Origin of the sequence: uncultured Shewanella sp., from assembly GCF_947497935.1 — a bacterium.
In the GTDB taxonomy this organism is placed as follows: Bacteria; Pseudomonadota; Gammaproteobacteria; order Enterobacterales; family Shewanellaceae; genus Shewanella.
Genome location: NZ_CANMIO010000018.1, coordinates 13659 through 29773 on the forward strand (window position 1 = coordinate 13659; position 16115 = coordinate 29773).

11 protein-coding genes are annotated in these 16115 nt (G+C 45.9%); 7 read left to right on the forward strand and 4 right to left on the reverse strand.

Features of this window, described 5'->3' with window-relative positions; genetic code table 11:
* Positions 1-6 precede the first annotated feature (6 nt).
* Positions 7-921 carry a hypothetical protein gene (locus Q1A86_RS16970; protein ID WP_299809088.1) on the forward strand — a complete coding sequence of 305 codons (915 nt, stop codon included), beginning with the start codon at positions 7-9 and terminating at the stop codon, positions 919-921.
* A gap of 76 nt (positions 922-997) precedes the next feature.
* Here the strand turns inward: Q1A86_RS16970 and Q1A86_RS16975 are convergent, their stop codons facing one another.
* On the reverse strand, positions 998-1591 hold the full coding sequence (locus tag Q1A86_RS16975) for a TetR/AcrR family transcriptional regulator (protein ID WP_299809091.1): 594 nt from the start codon (positions 1589-1591) through the stop codon (positions 998-1000).
* A gap of 217 nt (positions 1592-1808) precedes the next feature.
* Between Q1A86_RS16975 and Q1A86_RS16980 the strand changes: the two genes are divergently transcribed.
* From Q1A86_RS16980 to Q1A86_RS16995, 4 genes are all read left to right on the forward strand, one after another.
* Positions 1809-2831, forward strand: coding sequence for an HlyD family secretion protein (locus Q1A86_RS16980; protein ID WP_299809094.1), 1023 nt, complete (start codon positions 1809-1811; stop codon positions 2829-2831).
* Positions 2832-2881: 50 nt separating this feature from the next.
* Complete coding sequence (locus Q1A86_RS16985; protein WP_299809098.1) at positions 2882-4426, forward strand: MFS transporter; 1545 nt, start codon at positions 2882-2884, stop codon at positions 4424-4426.
* A 163-nt stretch (positions 4427-4589) separates the two neighbouring features.
* Positions 4590-6647, forward strand: coding sequence for a S9 family peptidase (locus Q1A86_RS16990; RefSeq protein WP_299809101.1), 2058 nt, complete (start codon positions 4590-4592; stop codon positions 6645-6647).
* A 139-nt stretch (positions 6648-6786) separates the two neighbouring features.
* Positions 6787-7353: a lipid-binding SYLF domain-containing protein gene (locus Q1A86_RS16995; protein ID WP_299809104.1), complete on the forward strand. Its 567-nt coding sequence runs from the start codon at positions 6787-6789 to the stop codon at positions 7351-7353.
* Between the two features lie 129 nt (positions 7354-7482).
* On the opposite strand, the gene Q1A86_RS17000 is transcribed toward Q1A86_RS16995, so the two are convergent.
* The 3 genes from Q1A86_RS17000 to Q1A86_RS17010 form a co-directional block, all read right to left on the reverse strand.
* Positions 7483-8067 carry a hypothetical protein gene (locus Q1A86_RS17000; RefSeq protein ID WP_299809107.1) on the reverse strand — a complete coding sequence of 195 codons (585 nt, stop codon included), beginning with the start codon at positions 8065-8067 and terminating at the stop codon, positions 7483-7485.
* Positions 8068-8432: 365 nt separating this feature from the next.
* Positions 8433-11468: a molybdopterin-dependent oxidoreductase gene (locus Q1A86_RS17005; RefSeq protein ID WP_299809109.1), complete on the reverse strand. Its 3036-nt coding sequence runs from the start codon at positions 11466-11468 to the stop codon at positions 8433-8435.
* A gap of 9 nt (positions 11469-11477) precedes the next feature.
* Positions 11478-12173, reverse strand: a complete 696-nt coding sequence (locus Q1A86_RS17010; protein ID WP_299809111.1) for a 4Fe-4S dicluster domain-containing protein — start codon at positions 12171-12173, stop codon at positions 11478-11480.
* Positions 12174-12726: 553 nt separating this feature from the next.
* Here Q1A86_RS17010 and Q1A86_RS17015 point away from each other — a divergent pair.
* Both Q1A86_RS17015 and Q1A86_RS17020 read left to right on the forward strand, forming a co-directional pair.
* Positions 12727-13692: a LysR family transcriptional regulator gene (locus Q1A86_RS17015; protein ID WP_239892542.1), complete on the forward strand. Its 966-nt coding sequence runs from the start codon at positions 12727-12729 to the stop codon at positions 13690-13692.
* A 206-nt stretch (positions 13693-13898) separates the two neighbouring features.
* The gene (locus Q1A86_RS17020; RefSeq protein ID WP_239892543.1) at positions 13899-16112 is read left to right on the forward strand and encodes a molybdopterin-dependent oxidoreductase; all 2214 of its coding nucleotides are present in this window, start codon (positions 13899-13901) and stop codon (positions 16110-16112) included.
* Positions 16113-16115: the final 3 nt, after the last annotated feature.

Here is a 16115-nt window from a genome sequence, read left to right on the forward strand (position 1 = left end):
TTTGGCATGAATGAATTTAACGAGTTTTTCTCTGAAAGTTATTGGTGGCTCTCATTGCTTGGCGGTATTCACTGTCTAGGCCTAGGCTTTTATATCCGCTATATCTACAGTGAAAAAAATGGTAACCATAAGATCCTTGGAAATATTTTCTGCCTTATGGCGCTGTATTTCTTTACTGGCTTACTGACCAGAAACAATGCTCCCGCCCCCATTCACCTGTTGTTCACCTTGATCATTCCAGTCTATTTTCTTGTGATGCCACTGCTCTATCTATACTGCGACCGCAGCCTCCATGATATAGAGCGTCCCGTAGGGTTTTCTCACCATTTCTATCCTGCGCTAATACTCGCCGTCTTTGTGGTGCTGACCACTAGTTACCAAATTTTGTTTAACAAAAACGGGGTAAATATTGGATTTATCCAGCAGGCTGACATTACGAATTTAAACTTGTTAGTCATGCTCTTACCCGCACTGCTATTTATCCAAACCGGGCTATATTTTTACTATATCATTAAGATGCTAAGCCGCTATCCAGGGCGCGCCTCTCGATTGCATCAAGATAGCCTAAAAGACATCAAATTCCGTTGGTTGCTAGTACTGACCCTAGCCCTAATGAGCAACTGGCTTATCAGGGCTGTACTTGTCATTTTGCCATTTTATCTAGGCGATCAGGCCGTTATGTTCAATCAGGCTGCAACAAGATTAGCCATGCTATTAACCGTGTACATTTTAGCAATCTACGGCCTCAACCAAATCACTCGAGCCGCCTATTTACGGGGCAAGCTTGCTCAACAGCAACCGCAAAGAAATCCTATGCCAGCCAGTCAGCAGCTACTAAATTCAGAAGAGATTGCCTACTTGCAGCAATTGATGCAGGAAGATCTACTGGAAAAGCAGAAAGGGACTACGCCCAAGCCCTAAGTTCTTAGCATCGAGTTCGTTTGTAATCATTAAATTAGTGATGCTTTTAGCTATATCGCGAGCAGATATATGCTAATTACACCCTGCAGCCCTGTAGGAATATTTTGATCGCCTGAGTTGAGTACAACTTAATCTCTTCATCTGATGGAACGCCCAAGCCCAACACCACATCTTGATAATAATCACCGCGTAATAAGCCGATTAACAGACTCGCGGTCAGCTCTGGATTATCTATAGCTAGCCTTTCCTCTTCCGCTTGCTGCTGCAAAAAGTCGCTCAACTTCTGGTAGAACTTATGTGGTCCTCGGGATAAGAAAAACGTCACCAACTCTTTATCACGGCGTGATTCGGTGACAATGATCCGGTACATATCAATAATCTGCTGCGAACATAAGGCCTTCAGGTATTCATAACCAAACTGACTGAGTTGCGTCTGTAGCTCGGCTTTTTCATCGAACTGAAATGCGTTACCCACTTGCTCAGTACAACGAGTGATAACCTCAATAAGTATGCCGCGCTTACAACCAAAATAGCTATACAGAGTCTGTTTCGAGCCACCGCAGATCTCAATGATTTGATCTAGAGTCGTTTCGGCATAGCCTTGTTCAAAAAATAATTTAGTCGCTACGTCGATGATTTTGTCTTGCTTCTTTAGCGTAGATGGACGCATTTAAGTACCTCTCCTGTATGGGCCTAATTAGAACAGGTCTCCGTTATTCATGCAATTTAAGCCTAATGCCAATCACCATGAGATTGATATAAGCAAGCTCAAGATAAATGTTGATCCCAAGCGATCTTTTTAACATTGGTTAAAATTTAACTTGATCTAGTTATACCAAATAACTTATCGTACCGTCCAGTACAGTACGATAAGTTGTAGAGATATTATGAATTCCAAAATTAAAGCCGTCGTCATAAGCCTCGCCTTAACCACAATGCTTGCTATGACAGCTAAAACCTTTATCACCAATCGTGATACAGAAAAAACCAATAACGCCTATGTTCATGGTGAGATCACTCAGATAAGCGCCGAAGCCTCGGGTCGAATTACAGCGATCTTTGTCACCGATAACCAATTAGTCAAAGCGGGAGATGTACTGGCAATTATCGACCCTAGAGACTACATAGCACGACAAGCTCAAGCTAAAGCCGCCCTAGCAATGGCGACTGCATCGCTAAGCAGCAATCAGAGCCGTACCGATTTGCAACACGTCAATATCGATGAAACGGCTGCCCATTTAGAGATCGCACAGGCAAGTCATGACTTCGAGCAAAAGGAGTTAATTCGATATGCAAAGTTGGTTAAGACTGATGCCGTGAGTAAAACCCTGCATGATTCGCAAATTAACAAGACTCGAATCGCGAATGCCAATCTTGAGGCCGCGAAGTTTAAGTTAGCAGCTACCAAACAGCAGCTTATTAATCTACAGACAGAGCGCGCTCAGCTCCTTGCTCAGCAACAACAGGCACAAGCAAGCTTAGAGCTAGCGGAACTGGCGCTACAAGATACCCAAATTCTGGCACCGATCTCAGGCCGTATCGGTAACCGCGCCCTGCAACTGGGTAAGTTTGTCAAAGCAGGCTCAGGTGTATTGGCCATAGTGCCGACCGATAATCTATGGATAGAAGCCAACTTTAAAGAGACACAGCTCACCCACATTCAACCAGGGCAAACCGTAGAAATTGTATTGGATACGTTTCCAGATTCACCACTTACAGGCACAGTAAGCAGCACTTCACCATCAACGGGAGCCCAGTTCAGCCTACTACCGCCTGATAACGCCACTGGCAACTTCGTTAAAGTGGTGCAACGGGTACCGGTAAAGATCGCCCTAGCGATCCCACAACCACTTAAAGGGCGGATCCTACCCGGACTCTCTGCAAAAGTTACGATCAGCACAGACAGTTAATATCGCCAACAGTTAGTACTAGTTAAACGACTTACATAGAGTAAAATATTATGACCCGCCGCCTCGAACTTATACTGCTTGTTACTCTTGCGATGATCCCGTTTGGTATCGTCTCGGCTATTTATAATGCCAGTGTCAGCGACATTGCTGGTGCGCTAGGGCTATCAGCTGACGATACCTCTTGGTTCAATATTGTTTTCATCTTGACGCAATTACTCACCCTTCCTTTAGCCTCGTGGCTCAGCTACCGCGTAGGCGCAAAAGCGCTGTTAATTCTGGGCACGACGCTTGGTTTTTTCAGCAGCTTAGTACTAGGGTTTAGCGACAATGTCGAGATGCACTTTGTTGCCTGGGCTGTTATCGGTATTGCAGCAAGCGCGATGTTAGTCGCGGTGCAGGTTTTAGTGCTGCGTAACTTGTCGTTAAAGGATATTGCGATTGCAGAAGGCTGCATGATGTTGATGACGACACTACTGCCTATGGGGATCTATCCTTGGCTTATCGCCGAACTTGCCGAGAACGGTTTATGGCAATTCAGCTTCGCTGCGCAATCGACTCTTTATCTACTCATTTTGGCTTGGCTATGGTTACGTCCTCTCGATTATATTGACACAACACAAGCGGTGAAATTTAACCCTCTGCAAGCTATCTCAATGAGCGCGGCGATTACTGCTTTCACTCTAGTCTTGATGCGTGGTCAGTACTATAACTGGTTCGATAGCCCCGAATTTACTCAGTTTACTCTGCTCACAGCGGCATTAATTCTTTTGTGCGTATCAGTCATCGCAAAACAAACTGGTTGTGGCGAATTTATTCGTAGCGATGTACTTAGCTCCTTCAAGAATAAAGTCTCTATGTACAACGCAGCCCTCGCAGGTTTTGCGGTACTGGGTACCTCTATGTTGATCAGCGTCTATCTTGGCAGCGTGCTGCACTATAGCCATAGCGAGCAAGGCTGGCTGCAACTACCCGCCTTTGGCAGTATGTTGGTCGGCTTACTTATTAGCATTTGGATCTGCAACCATCCAAGGCTTAAGCCTGATGCGGTAGTGCCTATTGGTGTACTGATGATCTTACTATCGAGTGTCTCACTGTCTGGCAGTAGTGTCAGCAGTGGCGCAAGCGATATGCTGCCGGCATTAATATTACGTGGGCTTGGAGTCGGTCTACTCAACGTTACAGTTTCGATCTCGATTCTATCGAGCTTTAAAAAAGAGCATATTCCTCAGGGCGTGAGTTACTTCTATTTGTTTAGAACCTTAGGGGGCATAGTCGGTATGGCATTGTTTTCGAGGATGATGAGTGTCGAGTCCAGCAGCACCATGAGTGTGCTCGGCGAAAACTTCAATCAAATGAACGACAGCTTCATCCAGTATCAAGTGGCCATGACTCAAGTCTTGAACCAGGGCATGTTAGAAGCCACGCCAGAGCGAGTCGCGAACTTGCTTTCCAGTCAACTGCAACTGCAAACCGCAGCGATAGCTGGGGGCAATAATTTCATGTGGTTTATCGTCTCATTATTTGTGCTCGCCCCTATCTTGATCATCGGCAAAAAGTTAGCAACGAAGTCGGCTAATCAACAGCCTAAAACTTAATTTAGAGCCGCTTTTGATTTATCACAAATAAACACAATTGATTAAACATTTTTCATAGCCAACTGCGTAAAAGTTGCGCTAGTGTATTAACCCTTATTTCAAAACAATATCAAAACAATAACAAAAAACACCAGTTAACTTATTGAAGGTTAGGAACTAATACATGAATAAAGTACACAGGCTATCAGTGCTTGCTGCCGCGCTAGTCAGCAGCAGCTTTTCCGCCATGGCGGCAGATAGAACTCACGACATCACCATAGATGACTTCTTCGATATCGGTAACATGGGCTCAGTGACTCTTAGTCCAAATGGTAAACAAGCCGTTTGGTTGGAATCTCGCTGGGACAAAGAACTCGATAAAAGCCAACGTGATTTATGGTTGCTCGACACTAAATCTCGTCAATCCAAGCGCATGACCTTCACCAACGAGAGTGAATCTAGTCCTCAATGGAGTCCAGATGGTGCGTATGTCTATTACCTTGGTAAAATAAAGCAAGAAGGTGCAAAGGCGCCTTTCAACGGTAAAACCCAGGTATTCCGTTTATCTGTCAATACTGGCGATAGCCAGCCTATGACTAAAGAAGTTGAAGGCGTCAATGGCTTTGAACTTAGCCAAGACGGCAAAAGCTTATATTTTCTTGCCACTAAAACTACAACTGATAAAGATCAGTGGGCAGCTATGCGTGCCAATCACAGTGCCCCCAAGTATGGCCACGGTGAACAAAAAACCAATCCGCTATATCAACTCGACCTTGAGCATTTCAAACAAAAGCTCATCTTAGACGATGACAAAGTCGTGTGGGAATTTAAGGTCAGCCAAGATGGCAGTAAAATTGCCCGCATCACCACCACAGATAATGAACTGGTGTTTTTAGAAGGTTGGTCAGACGTTGAGATTTTTGATACTAAAACCAAACAAAATAGTGTGCTAGCAGACACTCAGTGGCGAGATAATGCGCCCTCAGCTTATGGCTGGCTACTTGGGCTAGCATGGCAAGACAACACTGAGCTTGCCTTTAGAATCGATTTCGATGGTCACCCAGGTCAACTATTTATCGCTAATGCTAAATCAACCGACAAGCCATCACTAGAGATCACCCGTCCTGGCGATGTCACCCTCACATCAAGCGATTTGACTTGGCGCCCCAATAGCGATGAGATCTGCTACCGCGGCGCCGATCATGGACGCGTCAAACTGTTCTGTACTGAAATCGATGATGGTGAGCAGGGCGATACTCGCACCGTGATCCCGGGGGATATGGTTATCGGCAGCTATAGCTTTAGCCAAAATGGCAAGTCCGTTGCCTTTAGCCACAACGGTTTAGATCATTTCTCCGATATGTTTATCGCCGACGCGAACAGCAGCCGTGCAAAGCCTAAGCGTCTCACCAATATCAACCCACAAGTCGATAGCTGGAAGCTGCCACAAGTCTCTATCGTCAAGTGGACGGCGCCCGATGGCGCTGTGGTTGAAGGCATATTAGATCTACCAGCAGGCTATAATAAGGAAGATGGTCCACTGCCATTAATCGTCCAGATTCATGGCGGCCCAACTTCTGCCACCCCTTATGCGCTTCAGCATAGATCCTATGGTCGCTCAACTTTCACCGCTAAGGGCTGGGCATTACTATCACCCAATTACCGTGGCTCTACTAGCTATGGCGATAAGTTCTTAACCGATCTCGTCGGCCGCGAACACGATATCGAAGTCAAAGATATTATGGCGGGTGTCGATCAACTCATCGCTGACGGTATTGTCGATGGCGACAAGATGGCGGTAATGGGATGGAGTAATGGTGGCTACCTCACCAATGCAATTATTAGTACGAATAATCGCTTTAAAGCCGCCAGTTCTGGCGCAGGTGTATTCGATCAACGCCTACAGTGGATGCTAGAAGATACACCTGGTCATGTGGTCAACTTTATGGAAGGCCTTCCTTGGGAAAAGCCTAAAGCCTATGACCATGGTTCATCGCTAACCTATGCCGATCAGATCAAAACACCGACCTTAATCCACATAGGTGAAGGTGATCAGCGCGTCCCCCTAGGGCATGCACAAGGTTTATATCGCGCGCTACACCACTACCTAAATGTACCTGTAGAGTTAGTGGTTTATCCCGGTGAAGGCCACGGACTAAGCAAGTACCAACATCGTAAAGCCAAGATGGAGTGGGATCAGAAGTGGTTCGAACACTACGTTTTAGGCAAGCCTGTCGAGTAAACACTCGAGCTTAAGTTATGTTTAAAGCGCCCTTGTTGGCGCTTTTATTTTGGACATAGCAACGACTTTAAGTGTATTCACTTTCTATTCAGTAACGCTATGCTAAGGTTTAGCCAGATAACTAGATTAGGAGAGATTAATGACAGGTTTTATTAAGAAAATCACCGCTAGCTTATGTCTACTTGCTAGTGTACTGATAGCACCGCAAGCACTAGCCGAAGACGCTTATGCGCAAGCTAAAAGCACTTTTCAACAAGCTAATGAAACCCAAAAATTCTTCGATACAGCCTATGGCTACGCACTGTTTCCGACGGTAGGAAAAGGTGGCATAGGTATTGGTGCCGCTTACGGAAAAGGTCAAGTCTATCGAGGCGGTAGCTATACTGGCAATACCAGCTTAACCCAGCTTTCTTTTGGTTTTCAGCTAGGCGGACAAGCCTACAGCGAGATCATCTTCTTTAAAGATGAAGCCGCCTATAAAGACTTTACCAGTGGTAGTTTCGAGTTTGGCGCACAAGCTTCAGCCGTAGCCATTACTATAGGTGCCAATGCGCAAGCAGGCACAACTGGTAACTCTGCGGGTGCGGGAAAAGGAGCAGCTAAAGCAGCTTATATCAATGGTATGGCAGTGTTTACTGTTGCCAAAGGCGGACTAATGTTTGAAGCCGCACTGGCAGGACAATCTTTTACTTTTGAAGAGAAGTAAGGAACAAGAAGGTTCTAGGTTCTAGGTTCTAGGTTCTAGGTTCTAGGTTCTAGGTTCTAGGTTCTAGGTTCTAGGTTCTAGGTTCTAGCAATTAAAAACTAGAACCTAGACACATCAAAGCTGAGTCCGCTATTTATGACCCCAAGGTACAGGTGGCAAATCGACAGGCTTAGTCAGATCGAAATCCACTCTAAAATCGCGGTTTTCTCGGGTTAAGCGATAGGTAAACTCTTGCGGCTTAACATACATGTGCCACACATTCGTCACCGACACATCTAAGCCATTTTCTCTAAAATTATTAATCGAGTAGGCATCCACAGGGAAGGACTGCTCGGTATCACTGCCCATATCAGCGGTCATACCGCCATACATAGTCACCTTATCCTCGCTACCGTCTTTATGGCGATGATCGTGTGCGAGATGTAAACCGTAAGGCGTCTTAGTGATCACCCAAGTGCGAGAGTGGTCATCGCCAACATGAAATGGCACTTTTAACACGGTATCGCTGCACTCACGCACATGCATCACCAACTTTTTTCCGCTAAACGCAGAGTCTGCACTATTACCCGCCGTCACCGTACCTTCAAAGGCTTTACCGCAGTGGGCTGATAAGTTGTCAAAAAAAGCAGTTTGCTCCGAAGTCACTGCCAACGCAGGTGTTGCAAAGCTTGCTGCTGCGATTAACGCAAAATGTGAGTATTTTATTGTTTTCATTATTATCTCCGATGATTTGTGACTAACACTATCACAAAGAGATAAATTTTAGCTGAAGTGATTTTAGACTTAACCGAGTAGAAAAGTCCCCTCAGCGAAAACAATGCCGAGGGGAAAGATTGCAGGATGATACGAATTGAGTGTGATCAAGGCGATATTCCTGCAAACGCCACACAGGAGCTACCGCCAGCCCTGACAAACACATAAAAATCTATCGAGCTTGTCAGTTACACCTAACGGTAATACCTCAACAACCCCACTATCGCCTTTCAATGTGGACTGCTGTAAGTTTTGGATATATCTTCGCCTCTTTCATAGCGCGTATCTATAAAAAGGAGGCATTGTAAATACGGCTTTCGCCTTCTCTACGCTTTCTCCACGCGGATAGGGATCCCGTGACGGCAGTTAGCCCCCGTCCAGTAATCGTTTAACATGCTCGCAGTTTGCTTACGGGTAGGATCTGAAGGGATCATTTGATTGATCGCCACCCCCCCCGCTCGCTCTTTGAGAGCCGCTAATTTCTCGCCATTGATGATCCTGTCGTCACCGCCAAAGCCTTGTGAGTGACCAAATCCGTGGGATACACATACTGCGCCCGGTGCAACACCAAAGTCAGTTTGCAATAGACCTGTAGCTGGTTTGCCATTAGCAGTCACTAACCTTACGGTATCGCCGTCTTTTAGGTTTTGCTGCTTGGCAGTTTCTTCATTCATAAACACAAAGTTGGTCGGGCTGATCTCTGCGATGCGCTTATAAGCTACCGCATAATTTGAGCGCACCGTGGCCTTGTAACTTGAAAACAGCAGCGGATACTCAGATGCTGGCCAGTGACTATCCCAGCTATCACCATTCCAGAATCTATGTTCGTGATAGGTAATGTTGCCCGGATAGTGTTCACCTGAATACGCATGACGCAACTGCGCTACCGCCTCATGGTAAAGCTGCAGACACTTTGGCCCCGCGCCTTTAATAAAGTCGCCATCGTAGCGCTCATCGGCAACATAGTAGCCACCACGGGATAATAGTGCTTCAACCTCACGAGCTTCAGTCGCAGTCAATCTTGGCGTAAGCGGCTTCATAGCATAATCCAATCCAGCCCACTGTCTGTCTTCTGCTGTCACTGTCGGCAGGTTTTCACACTGAGATGCCACGTTTGCGAGGTATTTTGCGTGCCAATCTTCGAAGCAAAGCAGATCGGCTTTGCTACCATCAGCATGGGCAATCGCGCCCTTACCAAATCCAGGGAGCTGCATATCCAGCGCAATATCAACGAGTAACTGCTCCATACAAACGTGCTGACCCGCGGCATTCTTCACGGTTCTTGGAGTAACAAGTGGGGCAGCAGCCACCACCCCTAGCATATGTGAGCCCCACATACGGTCGGCTGCATACTCTTCAAGCATTGAGCGATCAGGAATGAAATAGTCGGCGTAGCGATTGGTCTCATTCATATGGCAATCGATACCGATAATCAAAGGCAGACGCTTAGGATCGGCAATACTAGCAACCACCTCTTGGCTAATCGATGCAGCGCTGTAAAGGAAGTTATTACGCCAATTGAACAGCACCTTAGCTTGATAGGGATCGTTATTAGCGTGACTCGTCCATTGCTCTGCCGCATTCATTGCGGGCAACACCTCATGCCAAGGTGTACTCGCAGGGTATGGGTTTTCGCCTTTAGCGACCTTCTGCTTATATTCCGTTGATGACTCATAGGCGCCATCTCGGCAGGCATTCACCACACCATCTAGGCTGACACCATTATCGATATTCGCCAGATCGTAACGGCCTTCCATGCCGCCAATTGGGCCATTACCGTAAATAGCGCCACCTTTAGCATCGTGGCTGCCCACCAAGGTATTTAGGGTTGCCCAGATCCAGCCCATCACAAAACCATCCGATGAGTTAGTACCACCATTGCCTGCCACACAGGCTTTACGGCCATATTGACCTAAATCTTTAGCCACTTGACGCATCGCATCAACACTAATCCCCGACTTAGCCGCGTACTCTTGCATGCTGGTGCGCTGCGCTTCTTGTCGTAATAGATAAAGCGATGACGCTAACTTCACCCTACGACCCGACTTATCTTTTATGGTCTTACTGATAAATAACTCTGCCTTGTTGCCAGACTCTGCCGCCACCAAGGTATCACTTCCGGCTTTAACAATAATGGCTTCATCACCACCTAAACCAAAGTCTTTCGCCTTAGCGAAACGGCGGTAATCAGGATGTTTAGGATCGACAACCACCAAGTGACCAGCATTGGTATAATTAAGCTCGCTCGCAGCTTTGGCCGCTTTCTCACTCGCGCCTTCTAGGTGAACCTTGTTAAACCAACCTTCCTCCAGCATGGTGCGGATAACCCCAAAGGCGAATGCCGCATCTTGGCCCGGCTTTACCGCTAACCAAGTAGCATTGGTATCGGCAGCCACCGTGGTGCGCAGTAACGGATCGACACATACATACTTAAACTTTCTATCAACCCGGCTATCGGCCAAGCCACGGCCAACACGGTTAAGGCTGACACCTGAAGAACCCGGGCTCGTTCCCATAAATAGGCCATATTCGACATTTTCCCAGTCAACATCGTTGAGCCACTCTTCAAAGCCTGCTGCCATGCCTAAGCTATAGCCTGTCGCCTGCGCCGCACCGCAATAGGCGTGCTTAGTACCTAAGTTGCTTGTGCCCCAAGACTGCTGCATAAAGCGCGCATAGAAACTGCCACGCAAAGTATCTTCGGCGCAATAAGTCGCAAATAGATGGTTAGCCGCGCTGCCAAATTCAGGAAAGCCAGGCTTAACTTGCTTATCGAGCTGGCGCAGACTACGCAGCCCTTCAACATGGCCTTCACCAAACAGATCACCGCCTTGTAAAATCTCTTGCAGCGCCTGCTCATAACTAATGGTTACCCAGCGACCTTCACCACGCTTGCCGTCACGTTTAAGTACCTGAGTGACTCGGCGCTCATCATCTACTGAATCGGCGCAACTGGCACCTTTGGCGCAAGTCGTTGCACGATTTTTAAGGCCATTCTCACCCGCTAATGCGATATAACTCTGCTTCACACTGGTGTCGATTGGCAATGGTGAACCAGAGTTATTTTCACAATATGGGTTGCCGCCCACCTTGAGTATTTTGTCATTCTTATCATCAATACGTACGCGTAAGCCGCAAATATTGTAGCAACTAAAACAACGTGAATATGCCGTGCGCACACCCGGTGTTAGCTGCCAATCACCATTAGCATCTTGCTGGCATTCCGCTGGGATCGGGTGGCCAAAGCAGCTTACATCTTGGCTGCGTGCAGGGTGTATTGGCTGCGTTTTTTCACCACAGCCCACTGTGGCAGCCGCAACTGAGACAACGCCCGCTTGGGTTAAAAATTTACGTCTATCCATTATTAGCTCCTAGCGTTGCCATTCGAGGAAATTAAGTGACAAGATCTGTTTATCCTGAGGTTGCTCAGGTAAACCTATGTAGAAAATATTCGGCTTAGTGCCAGCGTCGGCCAACATGGCGTACACCTTATTGTCGCGTACCAATTGAGAAACCTTGCTAGTGGAATCATTAAGGTCGCCAAAGTTGCGCGCTTCACCAATACAGGTTTCTACGCATGCAGGCAGTAATCCTGCCGATGTACGGTGAATACAGAAGTTGCACTTTTCTGGTGGAGAGTTAAGGGTTTCATCTTTACGTCTAGCTCCGTAAGGACAGGCATCGACACAAAGCTGACAATGAATACACTCATCATGATTAATCACCACAATGCCATCTTCCTTGCGCTTATAGGTCGCTTCAACGGGACAAACATACACACAAGCTGGGTTATCACACTGGTTACACTGGTTTGGTAGTGCCAATGTGGCTAAGCCCGTTTCGGTTTCAATCGCAGCCTGATTGACTCGGGTACGACAACGCCCCACATCAGTTTGGTTTTCCATCGCACAGGAAACGGTACAAGATAGACAGCCTGTGCAACGGCGAACATCAAACACCATCGCCAACCGTTTACCTGGAGTTTTAGCTTGAAGTTGAGCACTGGGGATCAATGTTAACATTGCACCACCAGCAGCCATTTTTAAAATGGAACGTCTATCCAACATAATTATTCCTTATTATGAATACAGCAAAGATTACTGGCATCACGTATAAAAACTTTATATTTAAAATACACTCAAAAATATAAAGTTATAAACAAAGGCTTAATTTAAAAAACGAATATCAACGAAAGATCACAATAGGAAAATAATTTAAATTTTTATGAAATAAAATCTAGAGATGGTTTTTCATCCATAAAAAACAATAATCCAAATCTAAAAAACAATGCTGAACATCTAAGTACTACGAATTAAAAATAATACACAAATCACATAACGCAACAAGAAAGAAATCAAAAACAAATAGTTACCAAGACACAGCTCTCTAAACAAACTGTACTATCGTTCCACTTAATAAGTGAAAAACCTTTCACAAAACTGTTTACAGATATATCTATAGCAAATATCACAAACTGCAATTTGCTAAAATTAAAATGTAAAACACGAGAGCCATATCAAATATACAAAAATAAGCTTATTAAAAATGTGACTTACAACACTGCATATAAAAACTCATATATAGATTATATTAACCAATATATTTCAGCCGGAATTCACCGTGAACAAAATAGACCAATTAAATTACAACCAATTAAAAGTATTTATTGCTATATATGAACATGGTCAAAGTCATCAGGCTGCAAATGAATTAGGCATGACAGCATCTGGCGTCAGCCGTACATTAAAAATATTAAGAGACACATTTAAAGATTCACTCTTTATAAGACGCTGCTCCGGTTTTATTGCCACAGAAAAAACTCACCAACTCATTCCGATGGCCAAGAGTCTCGTAGAGCAGTACCAAAAAATAGAGATGCAACACTCGGTATTCACCCCAGCTGAATCGGGAGGGCAATTTGTTATCCACGCCTACGATGAGTTTGTCTATGCGGTGCAAAAAGTGGTGCGCAACGATATCTTAACGGAAGCGCCAAATCTCAGGTTCGATGTCCGAGTTCTCACCCATGATTGCACCACAGAGTTGGCCAATGGTGATATGGATTTTATCGTCGTCTATGAGGGATTTAACGGTAAGAACCTCAACTACGAAATGTTTAGTGAAACCGATAGCCTTTATATTCTCGCTAGACGCAATCATCCAGTCTTAAGCCAAGCAATCACTCTCGAAAACCTCTCCCGTTACTCCTGCTTAGAGATCGATAACTACGATGATCTCAGCTGCCCACTGCTGGTCAACCTATGTCGAGAAAAAGATCTGTGTATGGAAGTTGAAGGCTACACCGACAGTTTAGCTTCGGCCATGCGCCTTCTCAGTGAAAGCGATGCCATTACTCTGAGTTGTAATCAGTTCACCCGTCAATTCGTCAATATGCTACCCGATATCGATTACGTCAAATTGCCCGAAGAGTTAGCGCAAAAGTGTCGAATTCGTCGCCGAGAAAACCGCGAAATTGGTAACTATGTATTGTTTGGTAATACCAACCATTCGGCAGCATTTAACTGGGTTAAATCCAAGCTTATTTGCGGCCTTGAGAGAGAGTGGCGTCTAGCCAGTGAAGACTAGTGTTTAGTTTCAATCAATAGGGAAAGTCGAACCCAGAATGATGGGAGTTCTGAGTTTGCAGTTAGAGGAGTTTTAAAAATAAAAATTGTGTGTAACCCAGTGAGTACCCGCTACGCCTGAAGCAGGCCCACTCGCTGAGCAATATTAATGTCGTCTTTGCTACAAAAATAAATAGTGAACTAACACTATCAAGATGGGGAAAACATATGAAAATTAACAGACGCACCTTCCTGCAGGGAGTTGGAGCTAGTTCTGTTGTCGGCTCCTTGTCTGGCTTAATGCCAGGCATTGCCAATGCAACTGAACGCGGTGGTGCACCGGACAAACTACTAAAACGAGAAGGAAAAATCGTTTATCACACTTGTCAGCGAAACTGTGCCGACCGTTGCCTGTTGAAGTTTACTGTACAAAATGGCCGTATGACTTATGTCGAAGGCGCATCCGAGATGAAAAAAATGGGGACATCTCCTTGCGTTAAGGGCCATGCCTACGTGCAGTATACCTATGCAGCCGATCGCATTTTGCACCCGATGGAACGCGCGGGTGAAAAAGGCGAAGGTAAATGGCGCCGCATTAGTTGGGATGAAGCCTATGCAAAAATTGCGAGCCGTTTACAACAGATCATTAAAGAGCATGGCGCTGACTCCATTTTGCCATACAGCTACTCGGGCCATGAAGGCGTTATCGGTAAATACGGCGGACCTAGCCGTTTCTTTAACGCAGTCGGTGCTCGTAAGCTCGATCGTAAAGTGTGTGTTTTCGCCGCTTATGAAGGTCTAAAGTCTGTTACAGGTACTTACCAAGGACCCGATCCATACGACAACATTTACACCAATTGCTATATCTCTTGGGGTCAAAACGAAACTGCCACTAACGTTCACGGCATCAAGTTTATTAACCAAGCTCGTGACAAAGGCGCTAAGTTGTTAGTGGTTAACCCTATGCGTACGCCTATCGCGTCACAAGCTGACATCTGGTTACAGCCTAAGCCAAGCACCGACACCCATCTCGCAACCGGTATCATGAAATACCTAGTCGATAACGACTTAGCCGATATGAAGTTTATCGAAGCCAACACCCTTGGCTATGAAGATCTGCTCAAGCGTCTCGACGAGATGAGCTATGACGAGATCGAGCAAGTTACCGGTGTTCCAAGAGAGAAAATGTTCGAGTTTGCCAAAGTCTATGGTGAATCAGAGCTTTCTGTCATTCGTTTAGGTTACGGTATGCAGCGTAACTACAACGGTGCACGTATGTCTCGCGCCATCGCCATGATGCACGCAGTCGCGGGTCAATACGGTAAGATTGGTAACGGCTTTATTTATGATAATACCCAAGCCGATGACAGCCTTAACTATTCTAAAGGCCGTGCAGACCATATTCACCCTAACGGCGATACCGTGGGTCACGTGAATATGACTGAGATCGCCAAAGCGATTCATCCAACCAATCCAACGGCTTATGGCAAACCGATCAAGCCAATTAAAGCCGTGATTAACTATAACGGTAACTTTGTCTCGGTTGCACCAGATTCAAATGCTTGTCGCCTAGGGGCAATGCGTGATGATCTATTCCTAGTGGTACATGACTTCTTAATGACAGATACCGCTGAACTTGCCGATATTATCGTGCCATCAACCACGCAGTTTGAATTCCCAGACATGGGTACCGACTACAACTGCTATCACATGCAAACTTCTGAGAAAGTGATCGAGCCTTTAGGTGAATCTAAAGATAACTGGATCTTCTTTAAAGAGTTAGCGGCGCATATGGGGCTAGATTATCACCCAGAGATGCGAGTCGATTACGAGCAGATCCTACGCGACTTCCTCGATACTGACGAACCTGCATTTAGACACAACAACATCACCTACGAGAAGATCATCGAAGACAAATTTGTCACCGTCTACGATCAACGTCCTTACTTTGGCGATGGTAAATATAAAACGGACAGTGGCAAGATCGAGTTCTACTCGCAAATGATGAAAGACGCAGGCTACCACCCCGTTATCGACTTCGGCTTGCCTGAAGACGAGATGATCCCTGAAGAGAAGAAGCTACCATTCCGCATGCTATCTCCTGCAATTCCGCAGCGCGCTAACAGCTCCTTCTACAACGTTAAATACATCCGTAACTTCCCTGCATACTTGGCCAAGATCAATACCGAAGATGCGAAAGAGTTAGGCATTAAAAATAACGACAGAGTTAGACTCAGCAACCACCGAGGTGAGGCGTTCTTCACAGCTCAGGTTTCCGGGCAAGTTGGCCGCGGTACCGTTATGGCACCGAAGAACAACTGGCGCCGCATGGATCCATACGGCAAAGCTAGCTGTACCAACAACTTAACCACCGACAAGTTAACCGATATGGGCGGCTGTTCGGCCTACCACTCGACCAATGTCGCGCTAGAAAAAGCCTAAGGA

What these genes read in the sequence shown, in the direction of transcription:
- Q1A86_RS16970 (WP_299809088.1), top strand. Translation starts at nt 7, where the DNA reads ATGAATGAATTTAACGAGTTTTTCTCTGAAAGTTATTGGTGGCTCTCA.
- Q1A86_RS16975 (WP_299809091.1), bottom strand. Translation starts at nt 1,591, where the DNA reads ATGCGTCCATCTACGCTAAAGAAGCAAGACAAAATCATCGACGTAGCG.
- Q1A86_RS16980 (WP_299809094.1), top strand. Translation starts at nt 1,809, where the DNA reads ATGAATTCCAAAATTAAAGCCGTCGTCATAAGCCTCGCCTTAACCACA.
- Q1A86_RS16985 (WP_299809098.1), top strand. Translation starts at nt 2,882, where the DNA reads ATGACCCGCCGCCTCGAACTTATACTGCTTGTTACTCTTGCGATGATC.
- Q1A86_RS16990 (WP_299809101.1), top strand. Translation starts at nt 4,590, where the DNA reads ATGAATAAAGTACACAGGCTATCAGTGCTTGCTGCCGCGCTAGTCAGC.
- Q1A86_RS16995 (WP_299809104.1), top strand. Translation starts at nt 6,787, where the DNA reads ATGACAGGTTTTATTAAGAAAATCACCGCTAGCTTATGTCTACTTGCT.
- Q1A86_RS17000 (WP_299809107.1), bottom strand. Translation starts at nt 8,067, where the DNA reads ATGAAAACAATAAAATACTCACATTTTGCGTTAATCGCAGCAGCAAGC.
- Q1A86_RS17005 (WP_299809109.1), bottom strand. Translation starts at nt 11,468, where the DNA reads ATGGATAGACGTAAATTTTTAACCCAAGCGGGCGTTGTCTCAGTTGCG.
- Q1A86_RS17010 (WP_299809111.1), bottom strand. Translation starts at nt 12,173, where the DNA reads ATGTTGGATAGACGTTCCATTTTAAAAATGGCTGCTGGTGGTGCAATG.
- Q1A86_RS17020 (WP_239892543.1), top strand. Translation starts at nt 13,899, where the DNA reads ATGAAAATTAACAGACGCACCTTCCTGCAGGGAGTTGGAGCTAGTTCT.